The organism is Kocuria sp. LHG3120 (assembly GCF_049897445.1).
In the GTDB taxonomy this organism is placed as follows: Bacteria; Actinomycetota; Actinomycetes; order Actinomycetales; family Micrococcaceae; genus Kocuria; species Kocuria rosea.
On sequence record NZ_JAFCWG010000007.1, the window covers coordinates 137,402 to 157,049 of the forward strand.

At 74.4% G+C, this 19,648-nt stretch carries 21 protein-coding genes; 11 read left to right on the top strand and 10 right to left on the bottom strand.

The features are described 5' to 3' along the window. Positions 1-4: 4 nt before the first annotated feature. Positions 5-1,231: an FAD-dependent oxidoreductase gene (locus ACP7CD_RS14500; RefSeq protein ID WP_426120501.1), complete on the bottom strand. Its 1,227-nt coding sequence runs from the start codon at positions 1,229-1,231 to the stop codon at positions 5-7. A 194-nt stretch (positions 1,232-1,425) separates the two neighbouring features. Here ACP7CD_RS14500 and ACP7CD_RS14505 point away from each other — a divergent pair, with 194 nt between their 5' ends. Next, a complete protein-coding gene (locus tag ACP7CD_RS14505) occupies positions 1,426-1,983 on the top strand; it encodes a dihydrofolate reductase family protein (protein ID WP_336650373.1) in 558 nt (185 codons plus the stop codon). Between the two features lie 21 nt (positions 1,984-2,004). Here the strand turns inward: ACP7CD_RS14505 and ACP7CD_RS14510 are convergent, their stop codons facing one another. Next, a complete protein-coding gene (locus tag ACP7CD_RS14510) occupies positions 2,005-3,702 on the bottom strand; it encodes a RecQ family ATP-dependent DNA helicase (protein ID WP_426120502.1) in 1,698 nt (565 codons plus the stop codon). A gap of 211 nt (positions 3,703-3,913) precedes the next feature. Here ACP7CD_RS14510 and ACP7CD_RS14515 point away from each other — a divergent pair, with 211 nt between their 5' ends. After that, positions 3,914-4,666 (top strand): TSUP family transporter, encoded by a 753-nt coding sequence (locus tag ACP7CD_RS14515; RefSeq protein WP_426120503.1) that lies wholly within the window; start codon positions 3,914-3,916, stop codon positions 4,664-4,666. A 13-nt stretch (positions 4,667-4,679) separates the two neighbouring features. On the opposite strand, the gene ACP7CD_RS14520 is transcribed toward ACP7CD_RS14515, so the two are convergent. Beyond that, positions 4,680-5,102 (bottom strand): ChaB family protein, encoded by a 423-nt coding sequence (locus ACP7CD_RS14520; protein ID WP_336650371.1) that lies wholly within the window; start codon positions 5,100-5,102, stop codon positions 4,680-4,682. Positions 5,103-5,137: 35 nt separating this feature from the next. Beyond that, on the bottom strand, positions 5,138-6,040 hold the full coding sequence (locus tag ACP7CD_RS14525) for an SDR family oxidoreductase (RefSeq protein ID WP_017834736.1): 903 nt from the start codon (positions 6,038-6,040) through the stop codon (positions 5,138-5,140). Between the two features lie 190 nt (positions 6,041-6,230). Here ACP7CD_RS14525 and ilvD point away from each other — a divergent pair, with 190 nt between their 5' ends. Continuing rightward, the gene (gene ilvD, locus ACP7CD_RS14530) at positions 6,231-7,922 is read left to right on the top strand and encodes a dihydroxy-acid dehydratase (RefSeq protein ID WP_426120504.1); all 1,692 of its coding nucleotides are present in this window, start codon (positions 6,231-6,233) and stop codon (positions 7,920-7,922) included. A gap of 96 nt (positions 7,923-8,018) precedes the next feature. On the opposite strand, the gene ACP7CD_RS14535 is transcribed toward ilvD, so the two are convergent. Next, a complete protein-coding gene (locus ACP7CD_RS14535) occupies positions 8,019-8,855 on the bottom strand; it encodes an SRPBCC family protein (protein WP_426120506.1) in 837 nt (278 codons plus the stop codon). Between the two features lie 234 nt (positions 8,856-9,089). Here ACP7CD_RS14535 and ACP7CD_RS14540 point away from each other — a divergent pair, with 234 nt between their 5' ends. From ACP7CD_RS14540 to ACP7CD_RS14560, 5 genes are all read left to right on the top strand, one after another. Continuing rightward, a complete protein-coding gene (locus ACP7CD_RS14540; protein WP_147284824.1) occupies positions 9,090-9,614 on the top strand; it encodes a hypothetical protein in 525 nt (174 codons plus the stop codon). 10 nt (positions 9,615-9,624) lie between these two features. Beyond that, complete coding sequence (locus tag ACP7CD_RS14545) at positions 9,625-10,866, top strand: sensor histidine kinase (protein ID WP_426120507.1); 1,242 nt, start codon at positions 9,625-9,627, stop codon at positions 10,864-10,866. After that, positions 10,863-11,567: a response regulator gene (locus ACP7CD_RS14550; RefSeq protein ID WP_017834731.1), complete on the top strand. Its 705-nt coding sequence runs from the start codon at positions 10,863-10,865 to the stop codon at positions 11,565-11,567. Before ACP7CD_RS14545 ends, ACP7CD_RS14550 begins: the two co-directional genes overlap by 4 nt. Positions 11,568-11,745: 178 nt before the next feature. Then, entirely contained in the window at positions 11,746-12,282 is a 537-nt protein-coding gene (locus ACP7CD_RS14555) for a hypothetical protein (protein WP_426120508.1), read from the top strand. A gap of 126 nt (positions 12,283-12,408) precedes the next feature. Then, positions 12,409-12,732, top strand: a complete 324-nt coding sequence (locus tag ACP7CD_RS14560) for a hypothetical protein (protein ID WP_017834729.1) — start codon at positions 12,409-12,411, stop codon at positions 12,730-12,732. On the opposite strand, the gene ACP7CD_RS14565 is transcribed toward ACP7CD_RS14560, so the two are convergent. The 5 genes from ACP7CD_RS14565 to ACP7CD_RS14585 all read right to left on the bottom strand — a co-directional run bounded on the left by ACP7CD_RS14565 (position 12,707) and on the right by ACP7CD_RS14585 (position 16,203). Then, positions 12,707-13,234: an Lrp/AsnC family transcriptional regulator gene (locus ACP7CD_RS14565; RefSeq protein WP_136341739.1), complete on the bottom strand. Its 528-nt coding sequence runs from the start codon at positions 13,232-13,234 to the stop codon at positions 12,707-12,709. The two genes, ACP7CD_RS14560 and ACP7CD_RS14565, sit on opposite strands and share 26 nt — an antisense overlap. A 302-nt stretch (positions 13,235-13,536) precedes the next feature. Next, the gene (locus ACP7CD_RS14570) at positions 13,537-14,556 is read right to left on the bottom strand and encodes a permease prefix domain 1-containing protein (RefSeq protein WP_426120509.1); all 1,020 of its coding nucleotides are present in this window, start codon (positions 14,554-14,556) and stop codon (positions 13,537-13,539) included. Between the two features lie 5 nt (positions 14,557-14,561). After that, positions 14,562-14,918 (bottom strand): PadR family transcriptional regulator, encoded by a 357-nt coding sequence (locus tag ACP7CD_RS14575; RefSeq protein WP_426120510.1) that lies wholly within the window; start codon positions 14,916-14,918, stop codon positions 14,562-14,564. Positions 14,919-14,999: 81 nt separating this feature from the next. Continuing rightward, positions 15,000-15,791: a nitroreductase family protein gene (locus ACP7CD_RS14580; RefSeq protein WP_133411044.1), complete on the bottom strand. Its 792-nt coding sequence runs from the start codon at positions 15,789-15,791 to the stop codon at positions 15,000-15,002. Positions 15,792-15,816: 25 nt separating this feature from the next. After that, positions 15,817-16,203: a hypothetical protein gene (locus ACP7CD_RS14585; protein ID WP_260987087.1), complete on the bottom strand. Its 387-nt coding sequence runs from the start codon at positions 16,201-16,203 to the stop codon at positions 15,817-15,819. Between the two features lie 129 nt (positions 16,204-16,332). Between ACP7CD_RS14585 and ACP7CD_RS14590 the strand changes: the two genes are divergently transcribed. Genes ACP7CD_RS14590 through ACP7CD_RS14600 form a run of 3 tightly spaced genes read left to right on the top strand, consistent with a single transcriptional unit; the run spans position 16,333 to position 19,555 of the window. Beyond that, complete coding sequence (locus tag ACP7CD_RS14590; protein ID WP_017834723.1) at positions 16,333-17,100, top strand: methyltransferase domain-containing protein; 768 nt, start codon at positions 16,333-16,335, stop codon at positions 17,098-17,100. A gap of 50 nt (positions 17,101-17,150) precedes the next feature. Next, positions 17,151-18,389, top strand: a complete 1,239-nt coding sequence (locus tag ACP7CD_RS14595) for an NAD-dependent epimerase/dehydratase family protein (protein WP_017834722.1) — start codon at positions 17,151-17,153, stop codon at positions 18,387-18,389. A gap of 8 nt (positions 18,390-18,397) precedes the next feature. Next, positions 18,398-19,555: a glycosyltransferase gene (locus ACP7CD_RS14600; RefSeq protein WP_426120511.1), complete on the top strand. Its 1,158-nt coding sequence runs from the start codon at positions 18,398-18,400 to the stop codon at positions 19,553-19,555. Positions 19,556-19,648 lie beyond the last annotated feature (93 nt).

A 19,648-nucleotide genomic window follows, 5' to 3' on the forward strand; every position in this document is an offset into this window, starting at 1 on the left:
CTCGTCATGCGCGGGGCAACGGCCGCACGTGCTCGGGCCGCAGACCGATGCCGATCGCCCGCCCCGTGAGGTGGGGCAGGAACGGCAGCGCCCGGACGAGGCCCAGCGGCACCGGGGGCCGCGGCCGCGCCCCGGTCCGGGCCGGCACGAGCCGGCGGGCCAGCACGAGCTGGAACAGCTGGGTGGCGCGCGCCGGCCACGCCCGCCGGCGCTGCACGCGCGCGAGGTCCCGCGCCCGCACCCCGCCGCGCAGCAGCCGCGGCCCGAGCAGGTTCGCCGCCGCCACCGCGTCCTGGATCGCGAGGTTGATGCCCACACCCCCGGCCGGGGACATCGCGTGCGCGGCGTCGCCGAGGAACAGGATCCCGGGCCGCCACCACCGGCGCAGCCGGTCCACGCGCACACGCAGCAGCTTCACCTGGTCCCAGTCCTCGATCGTGGTGACCCCCTCCCCCAGCCCGGGGGCGAGCGCGCGCACCCGTTCCCGGAAGGCGTCCAGCCCCTGGGCGCGCAGGGCGTCGTGCTCGCCGGCCCGCACGATCATGGCGGCCTGCCAGTAGCCGGTGCGCGGCAGGGCCACCACCGCGCCGTCCCCGGCGTTGAACAGCGGCTGCTCCTGCCCCTCGCGGCGGGGCACGCGGAACCACAGCACGTCCATCCGCGACGGCGAGGCCCTGGGCACCAGGCCGGCCGCGGCCCGCAGCACGGAGTCGCGGCCGTCGGCGGCCAGCACCAGCTCGGCCCGGATCCGCACCGGCGCCCCGTCGTCGTCGTGCGCCGTGACGCCGGTGCACCGGCCGTCCTCGACGAGCAGGCCGTCGGCGGCCGTGGAGCGCAGCAGCCGGAAGCCGGGCAGCGCCTCGCCCTTCTCGGCGAGCAGGTCCAGGAAGTCCCACTGCGGCAGGAACGCGATGAACGGGCAGCGCACGGGCAGGCGGTCGAACCGCCCGACCACCACCGTCTCGCCACCGAGGGAGACGGTGGCGCGCTCCACGCGGGTGTGCGGCAGCTCCAGGACGTCCTCGAGCCAGCCGAGCTCGGCCATCAGCTCGAGGGTGGAGGGGTGCAGGGTGTCGCCGCGGAAGTCGCGCAGGAAGTCCCCGTGCTTCTCCAGGACCACCACGTCCACGCCCTGCCGCGCGAGCAGCACCCCGGCCATCAGCCCGGCCGGGCCGCCGCCCACCACGCAGCACGTGGTCCGCACCTGCTCCGTCGTCCGCTCCGCCGCCACGGGTGCCTCCCGGGCCCTCGCTCGTCCGCTGTCCCTGCCGACGATCCCACCGGGGTGGCGGTCGCGCAAGAGGCGGCCCGGCCCGCGCCCCGGCCGGACGCGTCATCCCGCGCCGCCCCCTTCCCCCGGCCGCGCGGGAGCGCGAGAGTGGGAACCGCAGCGACGGACGCCGACCGCACCGACAGGAGATCCCCATGGGCACGCTGATCGTCACCGTGTTCATCACCCTCGACGGCGTCGTCGACTCCCCCGGCGGCGGCCCGCACCCGCACGCGGGCTGGAGCTTCCGGCACGTGACCTATGACGAGGCTGCCTACGAGCTCAAGGACCGGGAGCAGAAGGAGGCGGCGGCGATGCTGATGGGCCGGGTCAGCTACGACGAGTTCGCCCCCGTCTGGCCGTCGATGGAGGAGTTCGCCGAGTACAACGCCATGCCCAAGTACGTGGTCTCCTCCACCCTGGAGGACCCGCGCTGGCACAACACCTCCGTGCTGCGCTCCCTCGACGAGGTCGCGCGGCTGAAGGCCACGGTCGACGGCACGATCCTCGTGCACGGCAGCGCCACCCTGGCCAAGGGCCTCGCCGCCGCGGATCTCGTGGACCGGTACCACCTGCTGGTGTTCCCCGTGCTGCTCGGCGCGGGCCGCCGTCTCTTCGACGACAGCACCGACACGTTCCGCACCCTGGAGCTGGTGGAGCAGGAGGCCTACGCCAACGGCGTCCTCAAGTCCGTCTACGACGTCGTCCGCTGACCGGCGACCGCCCGTCGGGGCTCACGGTCCCTCATCCGGCCGTTCCCCGGAGCCGCGCACCAGCAGCCCGTCGTGCTCCTCGATCAGGCGCAGGGAGAGCTCCTTGTACCCGACCGTGTCGAACAGGACGGTGATCCGGTCCGGCTCCGCGCCCATCACGATCCCGTGGCCCCACTCGCGGTGGGTGACGGGGCTCTGGATCGCCCAGCCGTGCGGGGTGGCGGCGGACCGCTCCGCGGCCTCGGCGGCGGAGCCGGTCTCCGCGCAGGTGTCGCAGTTGCCGCACCAGCCGTCGGTCTCCTCGCCGAAGTAGTGGAGCAGCCAGTCCCGCCGGCACCCGTCCGTCTCGGCGTAGCCCCGCATCATGTCGATCCGCGAGCGGTCGATCCGGTGCTGGGCCTCGGCCTCCTCGAGCGCGGCGGCGACGGCGTCCTCCGGCGCGACCCCGTCCACGGCCCGGTAGCCCTCGGGCCGGGCCAGCACGCCGCCGCTGTGCTCGAGCAGGTGCAGGACACGGGCCTGGGCGCGGGGGCCGAGGCCGGTGTGCTCGCGCAGCTCGCGGGCCCGGACCGGCCCGTGCCGGCGGACCGCGCGGAGGACCTGCTCGAGGTCCGCCGGCTCGGGGGCGGCCCCGGCGAAGTACTGCTGGAGCCCCAGGTCCTCGGAGCGGTAGTGCAGCACGGCGAGGGCGGGTCTCCCGTCCCGGCCGGCCCGGCCGATCTCCTGGTAGTAGCTGTCCAGGGAGTCGGGGACGTCCGCGTGCACCACGAAGCGCACGTCCGGCTTGTCGATGCCCATCCCGAAGGCGGTGGTGGCCACCACCACGTCCAGCTCGTCGCCGTGGAACCGGGCGTGCACCTCGTCCCGCTCGGACCTCCGGCGTCCCGCGTGGTAGGCCTCGGCACGCACGCCGCGCCGGACCAGCTCCGCGGCGTAGTCCTCCGTCTCCCGGCGGGTGGCGACGTAGACCAGCCCCGGGCCCGCGAGCCCCGAGACCTCGTCGAGCACCGCCCGGCGCTTGTCGGAGGCCTGGTGGTGGCGCACCACCCGCAGCTCGATGTTGGGCCGGTCGAAGCTGTGCACCAGGACCAGGGGGTCGCGCAGGCCCAGCCGGTCGACGATCTCTGCCCGGGTGTGCGGGGAGGCGGTGGCAGTCAGGGCCACGACGGCCGGGCGCCCCATCCGCTCGACGGCCTCCTGCAGCACCAGGTAGTCGGGGCGGAAGTCGTGGCCCCACGAGGAGATGCAGTGCGCCTCGTCCACCACGAACAGGGACGGCGGGTGCGCGGCGAGCCGCTCGGTGATCTCCTCCCTGGCCAGCTGCTCGGGGGCGAGGAAGAGGAACTTCGCGTCCCCGCGCGCCACGGCGTCCCAGGCGGCGCGCTCGCGCCGCGCCCCCACCGCGGAGTTCACCGCGAAGGCGACCTCCGCCCCGAGGTCCTCGTTGATCGCCTCGACCTGGTCGTGCTGGAGGGCGATCAGCGGGGACACCACCACGGCGGTCCCGGGCAGGGCGGCGCCCGGGACCTGGTAGATCGCGGACTTGCCGTGGCCGGTGGGCATCACCGCCAGGACGTCCCGGCCGGCCGCCGCCGCCGCCATCGCCTCGAGCTGGCCCTCGCGGAACTCCGTGATGCCGAAGCCGGACGCGGCGACCTCCCGGAGCCGTTCCGCGGTGACCGGTGCGGCGCGCCCGCCCGCGCCCGTGGCGGCACCCACCGGCTCAGCGGGGGATCCGGGCGAGGACGGTCGCGGGCCCGTGCCCGCCCTCGTCGTCGTCGACCAGGTCCCGGCTGGTGCCCATGGTGCCGCTCCCGTCCGCTGCCGCACCCTGCGGCCGTCTCTCCTCACGGCCAGGGTAGGCACCGGATCCGGGAATCACCACGGCGGGCCCGTGTGCGGTCCGGGGCCGGGCTGCCGGAGGCGCAGAATGGGACCCGTGGAAATCATCGTCATCGCCGCCCTCGCGATCCTCGTGGGCTCGGTCCTGCAGCGCGTCTCGGGCACGGGGGTCGGCCTGGTCGTGGCCCCTACCCTCGCCCTGCTGCTGGGCCCCGCCACGGGCGTGCTCGTGACCAACGCGACGACGACCGTCTCCGGCTTCCTCATCATGCTCTCGGTGTGGCGCCACGTGGACTGGCGGCGGTTCGCCCTCATCGCCCCGGCCGCGGCGGTGGGCGCCGTGCCGGCGGCGCTCGTGGTCCGCGAGCTGCCCGCCGCCTGGCTGCAGGTGCTGGTGGGCGGCGTGGTGCTGCTGGCCCTCACCACCATGTTCGGGCTCCCCCGCCTGCCCGAGTGGCCGGGGCGGCTGCCCACGGTGCTCGCCGGGGCGATCGGGGGGTTCTTCAACACCACGGCGGGGGTGGCCGGACCGGTCATGGTGATCCACTCCCGGCTGGCCCGCTGGGAGCAGCGCTCCTTCGCCGCGACCCTGCAGCCGGTGTTCATGACGATGGGCGCCCTGTCGGTGCTCACCAAGACCCTGCTGGGCGCGGCGGGGACCGGCGGGATGCCGCCGTGGTGGGTGGCCCCCGGCGTGGCCCTCACGGTGGTGCTGGGCGTGCGGATCGGCGGGGTCGTCGCCCGCCGCGTGTCCCTGAGCACGGCGCGCACGGTCGCTCTGGTCCTCGCGGGGCTGGGCGGGGCGATCACGCTGGTGCGCGGGCTGCTGGGCGTGCTCTGAGCCCGGCCGCCCCTCAGTCCTCGCGGGCCCGGCGCGTCGCGGCGTCGTTGGCCTTCCGGATCGCGTCGACGAGCTCCTTCTTGGTCATGTAGGAGCGCCCCTCCACGTCGAGCCGCTTCGCCACCTGGTAGAGGTGCTCCTTCGAGGAGTTCGCGTCGACCCCGCCGGCGGTCTCCGCGCGGGAGTCGCGGCCGCCCGCGGCGTGCTCGTCGGAGGGCCCGTACTCCTCCTTGCCCTCCCAGTGGTCGCCGACCTTCTCGTGGGTGTGCTTGAGCGTGCTGTAGGCCGTGCGCGCCGCACGCTCCTCGTCGCCGTACTCCTCGAGCGCGGAGTCGTAGGTCTTGGCGAACGTGTCCTGCGCCTTCTGCCCCGAGCGCTGCAGGGTGGAGGGCAGTTCGCTCTTCTTGGCGTGGTCGTCCTTGCCGGTCTTGGGCACGAGGTGCTCCTTCCGTAGGGGTGTGGGGGCGCGGGTCAGAAGACGGGCATGCCGCCGGTGACGCCGAGGACGGTGCCGCTGACGTAGCTGGCCTCGGCCGGGCTCGCGAGGAAGACGTAGGCGCCGGCCAGCTCGGCGGGCTGGCCGATCCGGCCCAGGGGCGTCTCCTTGCCCATGTTCGCGACCGCTCCGGGCTCCTTCGTGGCGGGCCCCAGCGGGGTCCACACCGGTCCGGGGGCGACCGCGTTGACGCGGATGCCCTCGGGCCCCAGCTCGGCGGCGAGGTTGGCGGTGACGTTGTTCAGCGCGGCTTTCGTGGCCGCGTAGTCGATCATCGACACGGACGGGTCGTAGGCCTGCACAGACGTGGTGTTGATGATGCTGTCCCCGCGGCCGAGGTGCGGCAGCGCCGCCCGGCTGATCCAGAGGGTGCCGTAGAGGTTGGTGCGCACGGCGCGCTCGAGGTCCTCCGTGGCGAGGCCCTTGAGCCCCGCCTCCCCGCGGGCCCAGTGGAAGCCCGCGTTGTTGACGACCACGTTGAGCCCGCCGAGACCCTCGACCGCCCGGTCCACGATGTCCCGGCAGCTCTGCTCCTCGCGCACGTCGCCGGGGACCAGGACGGCGGTGCGGCCGGCCTTCTCGATCCACCCCACCACGTCCTGGGCGTCCTCCTGCTCCTCGGGCAGGTAGTTGATCGCGACGTCGGCCCCCTCCCGCGCGAACGCGATGGCCACGGCGCGGCCGATCCCGGAGTCCCCGCCGGTGATGAGGGCCTTGAGCCCCTCGAGCCGGCCCCTGCCCTCCCAGGACGCCTCGCCGTGGTCGGGGACGGGGTCCATGGCGGCGGTCAGCCCCGGAGGCGTCTGCTGCTGCTCGGGCATCCCGCCCTCGTCGTCGGCCATCGCGCGGGCGTGCTGGGAGACGGGTGCCTCGGGCATGTCGGACTCCTTCGATCAGGTTGCTTATCGTTTGCTTCTCCCACCCTAGGAGGACGGGCGCCCCCTTGTCTTCCCCCGGGGGTGCACAATCTTCCGCGCCGGCCGTGGACACCCCTCGACGCTCCTCGAGTTCCGTTGATAGGTTCGCGGCACGCACCCCACCGCGCACCGACGACCCGGGAGAGACCGCATGAGCCCCGACATGAAGCCCCGCAGCCGTCAGGTGACCGACGGCATCGACGCGACCGCCAGCCGCGGCATGCTCCGCGCCGTGGGCATGGGCGACGCCGACTGGGAGAAGCCCCAGATCGGCATCGCGAGCTCCTGGAACGAGATCACCCCCTGCAACCTCTCCCTGGACCGGCTCGCCCAGGACTGCAAGGAGGGCGTCCACGCCGGCGGCGGCTACCCCCTCCAGTTCGGCACGATCTCGGTCTCGGACGGGATCTCGATGGGCCACGTGGGGATGCACTTCTCGCTGGTCTCCCGCGAGGTCATCGCGGACTCCGTGGAGACGGTGATGCAGGCCGAGCGCCTCGACGGGTCCGTCCTGCTGGCCGGGTGCGACAAGTCCCTGCCGGGCATGCTCATGGCCGCAGCCCGCCTGGACCTGGCCTCGGTGTTCCTCTACGCGGGGACCATCGCCCCGGGGTGGGTGAAGCTCACCGACGGGACCGAGAAGGACGTCACCCTCATCGACGCGTTCGAGGCCGTGGGCGCGTGCAAGGCGGGCCTGATGGGCAGGACGGACCTCGACCGCATTGAGCGGGCCATCTGCCCGGGCGAGGGCGCCTGCGGCGGGATGTACACGGCCAACACGATGGCCTCCGTGGCCGAGGCCCTGGGCATGAGCCTGCCCGGCTCCGCGGCCCCGCCCTCGGCGGACCGGCGGCGCGACCAGTTCGCCCACCGCTCCGGGGAGGCCGTCGTCGAGATGCTCCGGCAGGGCATCACGGCCCGGGACGTCCTGACGAAGGAGGCCTTCGAGAACGCCGTCACCGTGCTCATGGCCCTCGGCGGGTCCACCAACGCCGTCCTGCACCTGCTGGCCATCGCCCACGAGGCGGAGGTGGAGCTCACCCTCGAGGACTTCAACCGGATCGGGGACCGCGTCCCGCACCTCGCGGACCTCAAGCCGTTCGGCCGGTACGTCATGAACGACGTCGACCGGCACGGCGGCATCCCGGTGGTCATGAAGGCCCTGCTCGACGCCGGGCTGCTGCACGGGGACGCCCTCACCGTGACCGGCCGCACGGTGGCCGAGAACCTGGCCGCCCTGGATCCCGGACCCCTGGACGGCGACGTGATCCGCACCCTCGACAACCCGATCCACCGCACGGGCGGGATCACCGTCCTGCACGGCTCCCTGGCGCCGGAGGGCGCGGTGGTGAAGTCCGCGGGCTTCGACGCCGAGGTCTTCGAGGGCCCGGCCCGCGTCTTCGAGCGGGAGCAGGCCGCGATGGACGCCCTGGAGGCCGGGGAGATCACGGCCGGGGACGTGCTCGTGATCCGCTACGAGGGTCCCAAGGGCGGCCCCGGCATGCGCGAGATGCTGGCCATCACCGGGGCGATCAAGGGCGCGGGCCTGGGCAAGGACGTCCTGCTGCTCACGGACGGCCGGTTCTCGGGCGGCACCACGGGTCTGTGCATCGGCCACATCGCGCCGGAGGCCGTCGACGCCGGACCGGTCGCGTTCCTGCGCGACGGCGACCGGATCCGGGTGGACCTGGCGGCCCGCTCCCTGGACCTGCTGGTGGACGCCGAGGAGCTGGCGCAGCGGCGCAGCGGCTGGGCCCCCCTGCGCCCGCAGTACGAGGGCGGCGTGCTGGGCAAGTACGTCAAACTGGTGCGCTCGGCCTCGCTGGGCGCCGTGACCGGCTGACCGGCCGGTTCCGCCGTCCCGCCGAACGGGACGCCCCGTGCACGCACCGGGCCCCGACCGTGTGCGGTCGGGGCCCGGTGCGTGCACGGGGACGAATCAGAGCGGGCCGCCCGCGGGGCGGTCGTCGATGCGTCGGGTGGCGGGGCCCACGCCCGGGTCCGCGTCGACGGTGTCGTCGGCGAGCGCCTCGTCCACGGGCGGGATCGGCGGGACCTCCCCGGTCACGGTCTCCCCGGAAGCCCCCGGCGCCACCGGTGCCACCGGTGCGGCCGGCGCCGCCGGGGGCGCGGTCGACTCGAAGGTCACCGGCTCCGTGTCCGGGCCGGAGTCCTTCTTCTTCGCCGCGGCCGCGACCCCGGCGGCGGCGACCCCGGCCGCGGCGACGCCCGCGGCGACCGCCTTGCCCGAGACCCCGGCCTTGCCGTCGTCACCGCGGGAGGCCGCGGCGTGCTCCACGCCGGGCGTGCCGACCGGGGCGCCCTCGTTGACGGATCCCCGCCAGGCTCCGGTCGCGTAGCCCTCGGCCTCGATGAACTTCTTGAACCGCTCGAGGTCGCCCTCGGCCTGGTTCTCGACCACGTTGAGCTTCTCGCCGACCTTCTCCACGAGGCCCTCGGGCTCGTACTCGAGGACCAGGTGCACCTCGGTCCGCCCGTTGCCCGCGTCGCGGAACGTCACGGTGCCGGCGTTGGTGGCGCCCTCGGTGGCGGCCCAGGAGACCCGGCTGTCGGGGACCTGCTCCACGATCTTCGCCTCCCACTGCCGGCGGACGCCGCCGAGCTCGGCGACCCACTGGAGGCGGTCGTCGCCGAGCTGGGTCACGCTCTGCACGCCGTTCATGAAGTGGGGGAAGTCCTCGAACTGGGTCCACTGGTTGTACACGGTGCTCAGCGGCACGTCGACCACGACATTCTTCTCGACCTTGGTGCTCATGGCATCTCCTTCGATCCGTCTCGACGATCAGGGGCGGCGAAGCGTCGCCGATTCGCCAGTGTGCTTACGATACCGCTGGGCGCGCGGTGTGACCAGGGGTCGGCGGCCCGGCCGGCACGGGCCCGGGGCGCCCCACGGAGGACTATGGACTTGACGTGGGCGGACGGGGAGAATTGCCGCACGACCTGCGGGGGGCTCGACATGGCGAATCTCGAGACAGAATTCCGGACACTGGTGTCCGTCCAGGACGCGCGGGCAGCTGATGCCGTCGAGGGACACCTGGCGTGGGGACGCCTGGTGGACAGCGACTACGTGCTGGTGCACGGGCCGCCGGACTGGCTGGGACGGGACGTCGACCCCGAGGTGCTGATCGCCCGGGTCGCGTCGGGGCGGACGGACGAGGTCGAGCGGATCAGGATCGCCCGGATCCAGCTGCACGGCGTCCTGCACGACCCCGCGTCCGAGATGACGGGCATCCGGCTCGACCACCCGTCCGGGTGCCCGGCCCAGGGCCCACCGGACGGCGCGGGCTCCGAGCGCCGGCTCGCCACGGGCGCCGAACTGTGCTCGGCCGTGGACACGGTGCTGGGCCCGGCCCCGGCCGAGGAGGCCCCGGACAGCACCGAGGAGGCCCTGCGACCCGTGGTGGCGTGGGAGGAGATCCGGCGCCACTCGATCGTGGAGGACTGCCGGCTGCCCGCTCCTCCCGTCGAGCGGATGTGGATCTGCACCGTCTTCGGCAGGTCCGTGTGCAGCTGAGCGGGACCCGATGAGATCCCGGAGGCACCCCTCGCGCCTGGCCGTGGACCTCGTCGCGGTACCGGTGCTGTGGGGCATCGAGCTCCAGATCACGTGGGACCGCACGGCGGAGCCGGACGCGACCGCCACCTGGGTGGTCGTCCTCACGGCGGCGCTGCTGTACCTGCCCCTGTTCTGGCGCCGGCGCCGGCCCCTGACGGTGCTGGCCCTGGTGTCGCTGGGCGCCGTGGCCGTCCCCCTGCTCGGCTTCGCGTTCCACCCCGTCTTCTGCGTCTGGCTGGCCCTCTTCGCGGCGGCCGCGCACTGCTCCGACCGGAACGCCCTCCTCGGCCTGGCGCTCGCGTTCCTGCCGGTCGCCACGAGCGTGCAGGCCACCGTCCGGGACACTCCCGACCCGTCGATGCGGGTGGCCACGTTCGTCGTCGCCGCGCTGTTCCTCACCGTGGCCCACGTGGTCGTCTTCGGCGTGGGCCGGTGGGTCCGCTGGAGCGTGGCCCAGCGGGCGCTCGTGGCCCGGCTGGCCGCCGCCCGGGCCGAGGCCGAGGAGCGCCAGCGCATCGCCCGCGAGCTGCACGACGTCGTGGCCCACGCGGTGAGCCTCATGGTGCTGCAGGCCGGAGGGGCCGAGCGCGTGATGGACCGGGACCCGGAGCGGGCGCGGGCGGCGCTGCGGCAGGTCGACGAGCTCGGGGAGCAGGCCGTCACGGAGCTGCGGCGCATGCTGGGCCTGCTCTCCCCGGCGCCGTCCGCGGCGGCGCAGACCGCGCCGGAGCCGGTGGGGCTGCAACGATTGGACAGCCTGCTCGACCACCTGCGCACGGCGGGCCGTGAGGTGGAGCTCTGCGTGGCGGGCGAGCCCGGGGCCCTGGAGCCGGCGGTGGACGAGGCCGCGTACCGGATCGCGCAGGAGGCGCTGACCAACGCGGTCAAGCACGCCGCCCCGGACCGCCCGGTCCGGGTCGCCCTCGACTGGGGCCCCCGGGACGTCGAGCTCTCCGTCCGCACGGACGGCGCCGGGGCCCGGGGCCGGCTCTCCGCGCGGCTGTCGACCGGGCACGGGGTGCGGGGGATGGCGGAGCGGGCCCGGGCGGTGGGCGGCGAGGCGACGGCCGGGCCCGATCCGCACGGGGGGTACCTGGTGTCCGCGCGGCTGCCCGTCCGGCCGCCCGGTCCCGGCGACGCCGCGGCGCAGGACGCCGCGGCGACCACGGCGGCCACGGCGGCCACCGGCCGCGGGGAGGGCACCGGATGACACGGGGCGCGGAACCCGCACCCGTCCGGGTGCTCCTGGTGGACGACGAGGCGATGGTGCGCTCCGGGCTGGCCATGCTCCTCACGGCCGAGCCGGACCTGATCGTCGTCGGGGAGGCCGCCGACGGCGCGGAGGCCGTCGAGGAGACCGCGCGGCTGCAGCCGGACGTGGTGGTCATGGACGTGCGCATGCCCGGCACGGACGGGGTGGCCGCCACCCGGGTGCTCACCTCCGACGCGTTCCTGGACCGGGTGCCGAACGTCCCCGCCGTCCTGGTGCTGACGACCTTCGACGAGGACGCCGCCGTCCACGCCGCCCTGCGGGCGGGCGCCTCCGGCTTCATCCTCAAGAGCTCCGCGCCGAAGGTCCTGGCGGACGCCGTCCGCTCGCTGGCCCGCGGCGGGGGCTGGCTGGACCCGGACGTGACCCGCAGGCTCCTGACCGAGTTCGGCCGCGGGCCCGACCCCTCCGCCCCTCCGCCGGAGCGGCTGCAGCAGCTGACCCGGCGGGAGCGCGAGGTCCTGGTCGCCGTCGCCCACGGCCTGACGAACTCGGAGATCGCCCGGCGCCTGTTCCTCAGCGAGGCGACGGTGAAGACCCACGTCCACCGGATCTTCCTGAAGCTGGGCGTCAGCGAGCGCGCCCAGGCGGTCACGGCGGCGTTCAAGAGCGGGCTCGTCAAGCCCACCGACCGCTTCTGATCCCTGCCCCGGTCCCGCGCGTACCACCCCGGTTGTACGCCGGAGTTCACCTCCCGGGTGGACGCCGGGAGGTGCCCCCCACTGCGACCCTGGTCCTGTCGGTTCGAGAAGTTCCCCTCCGGACCCCGGGCTGGAACCGCCGGCACCCACGAAATCTCTTTCCCGCAGGAGACCCCAAATGTCCATCGAAACCAGCACGACCGCAGCCCCGCAGCCGGCCGGCGCCCGCCGCCACGCCCGCAAGGCGGGGCTGTCCCTGGCCTCCCTGACCCTGGCCGCAGGCGCCCTGCCGCTGCTGGGCGCCCCGGCCCAGGCCGCCCCGGCCCAGACGGCCTCGACGCAGTCCTCGGTGCTCGAGACGGCGTCGCACAAGCCCCACCAGAAGCACTGCTCGGTCGACGCCCACAAGCCGTCCTGGACGTGGCACCACGGGAAGAAGTACGTCAAGTACCCGTTCCACGTGAAGTGCCACAAGGGCTACAAGGTGGAGGTCAAGCAGTACTACTACGCGGTGGACAAGCACGACCACCACTACTACACCGGCGGCCACCACGACTACTACTGGGGCGGCTCCTGGGGCGGCGAGCACTGGAAGCACCTGGACCACCACGACGCCAAGAAGGTCTACCACGTGGTCAAGTACCGCTACTACGACGGCAAGCATTGGTCCCCCTGGTACCAGGAGACCAGCCACTGGACCGGTCTCGGCCACTGACCGGACGGCACCGGGGGCCGGCCGGACACCGGACGACCCCCGGACCGCTCCTCCTCCCGACGCCCCCGAGGCCGTCCCCCGGCACTGCGCGCGGGGGACGGCCTCCCGACACCACAAGAGCCGATCATGGACCTCACCCATCAGCACCCCGCCGCCAGGGCCTGGGACCTCGCTCCCGGCGACACGTTCCACGGGCGCACCATCACGGCCGTCCGCGGCGTGGTGGGACTCGCCCTCAGCCCGGTGGCCGTCATCTCCTTCACGGAGGACGACCGGGAGCACCGCGCCCAGGCCCGGATCGGCGCCGCCCACTGCGAGACGCACCAGCACTACGACGACATCATGCTCAGCGCCCGCGCGTGGGTCCGCACCCACGGCCTGCACGAGGGGGACGCCGTGGACCTGGACCGGCTGCGGGCCGAGGTCATGGGCGCGGCCGCCCGGAACTGACCCCGCCCCTCCCCGGGACCTCGTCCCCCGCGAGCAGCGGCGCCACCCGGTACGGGATGACCGTGCGCAGGAACATGCTCGTGGAGGTCCGCAGGATGCCGGGGCACAGCCGGATCTCCTCGGAGACCCGGTAGAGGTCCTCGGGATCCTTCGCCACCACCCGGCACAGCAGGTCCGTCTGCCCCGCGGGGGCGAACACCTCGATGACCTGAGGGATCGCCTGCAGTCCCGCGATCGCCTCGTCGAGCTGGTGCTGGTCGAGCTCCACGGCCACGCTCGCGGCCAGGCCGTAGCCGAGCGCCGCGGGCGTCACCCGGGTGCTGTGCGGGCGCAGCGCGGGGCTCGCGCGGTAGCGCTCGAGCCGGGCGTGGATCGTCCCGCGCGCCAGGCCGGTGCGCTGGGCCAGGGCGAGCACCGTCATCCGCGGGTCCTCGTCCAGCGCCGCCAGGATCCTCCGGTCCGTCGCGTCCAACGGACCCGCTGCCGCCCCGCCGTTCGTCATGCTGACCACCGCAGCCCCACTTCCCCGCTTCGATCTGATCGATCTGACCGGTTCCAGAGTAGACGTTTGCGCACAGTGCCGACCAGGGTGTCGAATGATGGTCACACGATGCGCCACCTGACCCGGTTCGGCGCATCCCGGCCGGCGCCGGTCGCCCACGAGGCGTCCCGCGTCCCGCGCTGCCCGGCACCCCGCGGCGGCAGAGGCCCCCTTCCGGCCCGCGGGAGCTCCTCGGAGCTCCCGCGGGCCGAGTGCTTCCCCGGACAGGAGCGACGGGCGCCGCCGCCGGTCAGCTCCGCCGGTCAGCGCCGCCGGACCGTCGACCGGCGGCAGGCGAGGAAGCTCGCCACGAGGTCCCAGACGGTGATGACCACCACGAGCGCGACCCCGATCTGGGCGAACTCCTCGCCCACCCAGCCGCGCTCGCGGAAGACCGGGTTCACCACGGACTCGGTGCGCAGCACGGTGACGAGCAGCGCGGCCATGGCGAGGTCCAGGACGGCGCTGATCCCGAACAGCGCCCAGGACCAGCGGCGGCGGAAGAAGCGCAGCAGCTCCCACCCCCAGGCCAGCAGCACGATCCCCAGGTAGAGCGGCACCCAGGGCGTCCACACGGCGGGGTCGAGCAGGGGCTCGCCGGCGAGCGGGCCCTCACGGAGCAGCGGCCGCGAGAGCAGGAAGGGCGCGGCGAAGGCCAGGCCCAGGGCGATGGTGGCCCAGACCAGCTCCCCCACGGTCGAGTCCCGCTCCGGACGCGGCGGGGGCAGCTGCTCGACCGTCCAGCGCGGGGGCGCCTCCGCCGCCGCCCCGGCCTCCCCCCGGGCGCCGCGCTCCACCGCCTCCGCGACCTCCGTGCGCTCCACCACGGCGAAGACGACGACGGCGATGCCCGCCCCCATGAGCGCCCCCTGGATCGCGGCACCGACCGCGGGGGCGAGCGAGAGCACGAGGTAGGTGACCAGGTCCTCGCGCCCCGCCTCCCCGAACAGCCGGCCGATCAGGGTGAGCCCGCCGAAGAGGCCGGCCAGGACGGGCACCAGGACCTTCAGCAGCTCGAGGAAGTCGTGGTAGTGCTCGGGCCCGATCAGGTGCCGCGGGCCGGGGCCGTAGTCCTCGGCCAGCAGGGCGGGGTCGCCGAGCTCCTCGAGGGCGCGCCGCTCCGCCTCGGCCGGCGGCAGACCGTGCGCCACGCCGTCGTCGACCATGTCGGCGACGGTGCCCCGCAGCTCCCGGGACACGTCCTCGCGGGCTCTGGGCGGCAGGCGCCGGGCGACCTCGTGGAGATAGCTCTCGGTGCGCGGGGTGAGGGTGCTGGCGGACATGGCGATCAGTCCTCGGGGCGAGTGGGGCGGGCGAGGGTGGACAGGGCGGCGTGCAGCCGGAGCCGCTCGGCCTCGAGGGCGTCCCGGACGCTGCCCCCGGGACCGGTGATCCGGTAGAACTTGCGGGGCCGGGACTCGTCGGTGTTCCAGTCGCTCTCGAGCAGGCCCTGCGCCTCGAGACGGCGCAGCAGCGGGTAGAGCGTGTTGGCCTCGACGTCGAGCCCCGCGTCACTGAGGGTCCGGAGCAGGGCGTAGCCGTAGCGGGGCTCGTCCAGGACGAGCAGGCAGGCCAGGACCACCGTGCCGCGGCGCAGCTCCTGGAAGTGGGAGGCCACGATCGGGTCGCTCGGTTCAGCTGCCATATCCACACGATAGTGTGTGCCACACACTAATGGAAGAGCCGCCCACCCGACGCCCCGGCCCTCGTCGCCGGCGGGCGGCGCTCAGTCGTCCCAGCCCTCCTGCGGCGTGGCACAGGACTCCCGGAACACGTACTGGGAGATCCGGCGCCGCTCCCGGCTGGACCAGTCGATGGCCGGGCGGCGGTGCTCCTCGGGGACGTAGCCCAGGCGGTAGACGGCCATGAGTTCGAGGTCCTCGGGCACGTCCAGGAGGTCCACGACCTCGGCCCACCGGGCGGGGGCCTCCATGGGGAAGGAGATGAACTGGATGCCCATGCCGAGCTCCACGGTGGTCAGCCAGAGGTTCTCCATGGCCGCGCCCATCGAGAACAGCGAGTAGAACCCGGAGAGCTCCCCGGGCCGGTACTCGCGGCGGTCGAGCATCACGCCGAGCAGCAGCGGGGAGCCCGCCACGAGCTTGTGGTTCTCCGCGCCCAGGGTCTGGGGCACCCGCAGCCGGTTCATCATCGCCTGCCCGCCCGGGGTGAACGCCTTCTTGGTGAAGGGGCGCAGCACCGCGGGCAGCTTGTCGAAGAGCATCCCGAAGCGCTGCTCCTCCATCTCCTGCCTGCTGAAGCGGAAGTAGCGCTTGTACCGGTCGAAGAAGCTCCCCTCGGCCATCACCTGCGTCATCGAGTCGGCGCTGATCCGGGCGATCCGGTCGATGGTCCCCCGGTCCTCGATCAGCACGAAGCGCCACGGCTGGCTGTTGAACTGGGAGGGCGCGGCCGCGGCCGTGCGCAGCAGCAGCTTCTGGTGCTCCGGGGACACCCGGTCCGGCAGGAACGGGCCGTTGGTGGTGCGGCGGTTGAAGACGACGTCGAGGAACTCCATGTGCTCTCCGGTCAGGTCGGGCGGCTCAGCCGGCGCGGGCGGCGCGGGCTCGGAACAGGGCGGTGGCGTAGAACGGCGCCGCGGACAGCGCGGCGAGCGTGTGGCGGCGCGGGTGCCCCTGGGCGGGCGTGCCGAGGTGGGGCAGGGCGGCCAGGGGCAGCAGCGCCGGCGCCAGGGCCCGGCCCGCCGCGCGCCCGGAGGCGGAGGAGGAGCCGGCGGCGAGGACCGCGGCCAGCGCCGTCGTCGTGGTGGTGGTGACGTAGAGGGCGTGGTGGATCCAGCGGAACCGGCCCGTGCGCACGATCCCGGCGCCGACGGACGCCCCCAGGGCCGCGTTGGCGGCCCAGCACGCGCTCGCGAGGCCGATCCACGGGCCGGGTCGCGAGCCCACGGCGTGCACGGTGTGTCCCACGCGGTCCCCTCCTGCCGTCCGGTCCTGCCCGGCACCGGCCGGGAGCCCCAGTCTAGTGACGGCACCCCGCGCCGCCCCCGGCCCGCCGTGCTCCTTGGCGGATCGTGTCGGCCCGCGGAGAATGGGCAGATGCCCTCCGTCCAGCCGCGCTCCCGGCCCGACCTCTCCCGGCGGGACGCCGAGCTGCGCGAGCTCATGGACGACCCCTGCTGCGATCTCGTCGCACTGCGGCGCACCTACGCACGCTTCGACGTGGTCAACTCCCTGGTCGCCGGGTGGGCCGCGACCTACCGGCGCCGGATTCGGCCCCTGGCCGTGCCCGGCCGGCCGCTGACCCTCCTGGACGTCGGCGCCGGCGGCGGGGACGTGGCACGCGCCCTGGCCCGGTGGGCGCAGCGGGACGGGATCGACCTGCGGGTCACCGGCATCGACCCGGACGCCCGCGCCCACGAGTGGGCCTCGGCGCGGACCCGCCGCTGGTCGACCCGGCACTCGCGGGCAGTGCCCCCGGTCTTCCGGCGGGTCACCAGCCGGGAACTGGTCGCGGCCGGCGTGACGTTCGACGTGGTGGTCTCCAACCACCTGCTCCACCACTTGGACCCGGGGCCGGTGCGGGACCTCGCGGCGGACTCGGAGCACCTGGCCGGCCGGCTCGTGCTGCACAACGACCTCGTGCGCAGCCCGGCGGCCTACCGGCTGTACTCGGTGGGCGTGCTGCCCCTGGCCCCGGGCTCCTTCCTGCGCACCGACGGGCTGCGGTCCCTGCGCCGCGCCTACCTGCCCCACGAGCTGCGCGAGCTGACCGGTCCGGGCTGGGAGGTGCTCCCCGGTTCGTTCGGGCACCAGCAGCTGGTCCTGGACCGTTCACTCCCGGTTCACGCGCGTGCCCCACGCTGAGCGCGAGACCGACAGGACGGGCCCGGCAGCGGCCCGGGAACGGAGCACCCGTGAAGATCGCGATCCTCGGCGGCGACGGCTTCTGCGGCTGGCCCGCGGCCCTGCACCTGTCCGCGCGCGGCCACGACGTGGTGGTGGTGGACAACTTCTCCCGCCGCGCCATCGACGTCCGGCTCGGGACGGAGTCGCTGACGCCCATCCGCGGCCTCGACGAGCGCCGCGCGGCCTGGCAGGAGCTGACGGGCCGGCGGATCGGCGGGGCCGAGATCGACCTCGCCGCCGACTACGAGGCGTTCCTCGACCTCCTGGTCGTCGAGCGCCCGGACGCCGTGGTGCACTTCGCGGAGCAGCGGGCGGCGCCGTACTCCATGCGCACCCCGGCCACGAAGCGCTACACGGTGGACAACAACGTCGGCGCCACGCACAACGTGCTGTGCGCGGTCGTGGAGTCCGGGCTGGACGTCCACGTGGTGCACCTGGGCACCATGGGGGTCTACGGGTACGGCACCGCCGGGATGCGCATCCCGGAGGGCTACCTGGACGTGGAGGTCCCCGGACCGCACGGCACGGTCCCCCAGCAGATCCTCTACCCCTCCCACCCCGGCTCGCTGTACCACATGACCAAGGTCCTGGACCAGACCATGTTCGCGTTCTACGCCAGGAACGACCGCCTGCGGATCACCGACCTGCACCAGGGCATCGTCTGGGGCACCGGCACCGCGGAGACGGCGCTCGACGAGCGGCTCGTCACCCGCTTCGACTACGACGGCGACTACGGCACGGTGCTCAACCGCTTCCTCGTCCAGGCGGCGGTCGGCCACCCGCTGACCGTGCACGGCACCGGCGGGCAGACCCGGGCGTTCATCCACCTCCAGGACATGGTCCGGTGCGTGGAGCTGGCCCTGCTCCACCCCCCGGCGGCCGGCGACCGCGTGAAGATCTTCAACCAGATGACGGAGACCCACCGGGTCCGCGACCTCGCGGAGCTCGTGGCCGGACTCACCGGCGCCGAGGTGGAGATGGTCCCCAACCCCCGGCAGGAGTCCGCGGAGAACGACCTGCACGTGGACAACGACGCATTCCTGGACCTCGGCCTGCGGCCCACCACCCTGTCGGAGGGGCTGCTGCTCGAGGTCGAGCGGACCGCCGTGCGCTGGGCCCACCGCGTGGACCGCTCCCGCATCCCGGCGACGTCCGTGTGGAACTCCCGCCGGCGCCCGGGGATCCCGGCGCGGCCGGTCCGCTCCGCGGTCCCGGCCGCGCCCGCGCCCATGTCCGCGGGCGCCTGAGCCGGCGGATGCGGATCGCGCTCTGGACGGACGTCTTCGCCCCGAACGTCGACGGGGTGGTGACGCGCCTGACGCGCACCCTGGACGAGCTCGGGGACCTCGGCCACGAGGTGCTCGTGCTCACGCCGGGGGATCCGCCCGGGCGCTGGGGTCCGCACCGGGTGGTCAGGGCCCCGTCCGTGACGTTCCCCTGGTACCGGGACGTCCGGGGAGGCCTGCCGTCCCCGCGCACGGAGCGGGCCGTGTCGGCGTTCCGCCCCGACGTGGTGCACGCCGTGAACCCGGTGTGGTTCGGCGCGTGGGGCGCGCTCTCCGCGCGGACGCGGGACCTGCCGCTGCTGGCGTCCTTCCACACCGACGTGCCGCAGTACATGAGCGTGTTCGGGCACGGGCTCGGTGCCCTGCGCCGGCCCGTGGAGCGGTGGATCCGCACGACCCACAACCTCGCCGAGGTCAACCTGTGCACGTCGGGGCCCATGGTGCACCGGGCCGAGGCCCTGGGCGTGCGCCGCGTGGCGCTGTGGCCCAAGGGTGTGGACACCGTCCTGTTCCACCCCGCGAGGGCCTCCGCCGCGATGCGGTCCCGGCTCACCGGCGGGCACCCCGGGGAGCGGCTGGTGCTCTCCGTGGGGCGGCTGTCGAGGGAGAAGAACGTGGCGGCGCTGCTCGAGCCGATCCGGCGGCTGCCGGGCACCCGGCTCGCCGTGGTGGGCGACGGCCCGCACCGGCCCGAGCTCGAACGGCGCTTCGCGGACACCCCCACGGTCTTCCCGGGCCGGCTCGTCGGGGAGGAGCTGGCGGCCGCCTACGCCTCGGCGGACGTGCTCGCGTTCCCGTCCACCACCGAGACGCTGGGTCTCGTGGCCCTGGAGTCCCTGGCGAGCGGGGTGCCGGTGGTCGGCGCCCGGGCCGGCGGCATCCCGTTCGCGGTGGCCGACGGGCGGACCGGGCTGCTCGTGCCGCCAGGCGACGCGGACGCGCTCACCGCGGGCCTGGCCCGGCTGCTCGACGACGCGGCCCTGCGCGCGCGGATGGGCGCCGCCGGCCGGGCGGAGGCCGAGGGCCTGGGCTGGCGGGCCGCGACGGAGTTCCTCGTGGCCTGCTACGACGAGGCGGTCCGCCGGCACCGGAGCCGCCGGCCGGCGCCCCGGCACCCCTCCGACTAGATACCCCCGGGGGTACTTGCGCTATACCCCCAGGGGTATTATCGTTGTGCTCAGGACGACGCGGGAACCCCTTCCGGACACGCGTCATCAGCC

Excerpts from the sequence above, each read along its gene's own strand:
- ACP7CD_RS14505 (WP_336650373.1), top strand. The coding sequence starts at position 1,426 with ATGGGCACGCTGATCGTCACCGTGTTCATCACCCTCGACGGCGTCGTC.
- ACP7CD_RS14515 (WP_426120503.1), top strand. The coding sequence starts at position 3,914 with ATGGGACCCGTGGAAATCATCGTCATCGCCGCCCTCGCGATCCTCGTG.
- ACP7CD_RS14525 (WP_017834736.1), bottom strand. The coding sequence starts at position 6,040 with ATGCCCGAGGCACCCGTCTCCCAGCACGCCCGCGCGATGGCCGACGAC.
- ilvD (WP_426120504.1), top strand. The coding sequence starts at position 6,231 with ATGAGCCCCGACATGAAGCCCCGCAGCCGTCAGGTGACCGACGGCATC.
- ACP7CD_RS14535 (WP_426120506.1), bottom strand. The coding sequence starts at position 8,855 with ATGAGCACCAAGGTCGAGAAGAATGTCGTGGTCGACGTGCCGCTGAGC.
- ACP7CD_RS14545 (WP_426120507.1), top strand. The coding sequence starts at position 9,625 with ATGAGATCCCGGAGGCACCCCTCGCGCCTGGCCGTGGACCTCGTCGCG.
- ACP7CD_RS14550 (WP_017834731.1), top strand. The coding sequence starts at position 10,863 with ATGACACGGGGCGCGGAACCCGCACCCGTCCGGGTGCTCCTGGTGGAC.
- ACP7CD_RS14555 (WP_426120508.1), top strand. The coding sequence starts at position 11,746 with ATGTCCATCGAAACCAGCACGACCGCAGCCCCGCAGCCGGCCGGCGCC.
- ACP7CD_RS14560 (WP_017834729.1), top strand. The coding sequence starts at position 12,409 with ATGGACCTCACCCATCAGCACCCCGCCGCCAGGGCCTGGGACCTCGCT.
- ACP7CD_RS14565 (WP_136341739.1), bottom strand. The coding sequence starts at position 13,234 with ATGACGAACGGCGGGGCGGCAGCGGGTCCGTTGGACGCGACGGACCGG.
- ACP7CD_RS14570 (WP_426120509.1), bottom strand. The coding sequence starts at position 14,556 with ATGTCCGCCAGCACCCTCACCCCGCGCACCGAGAGCTATCTCCACGAG.
- ACP7CD_RS14575 (WP_426120510.1), bottom strand. The coding sequence starts at position 14,918 with ATGGCAGCTGAACCGAGCGACCCGATCGTGGCCTCCCACTTCCAGGAG.
- ACP7CD_RS14580 (WP_133411044.1), bottom strand. The coding sequence starts at position 15,791 with ATGGAGTTCCTCGACGTCGTCTTCAACCGCCGCACCACCAACGGCCCG.
- ACP7CD_RS14590 (WP_017834723.1), top strand. The coding sequence starts at position 16,333 with ATGCCCTCCGTCCAGCCGCGCTCCCGGCCCGACCTCTCCCGGCGGGAC.
- ACP7CD_RS14600 (WP_426120511.1), top strand. The coding sequence starts at position 18,398 with ATGCGGATCGCGCTCTGGACGGACGTCTTCGCCCCGAACGTCGACGGG.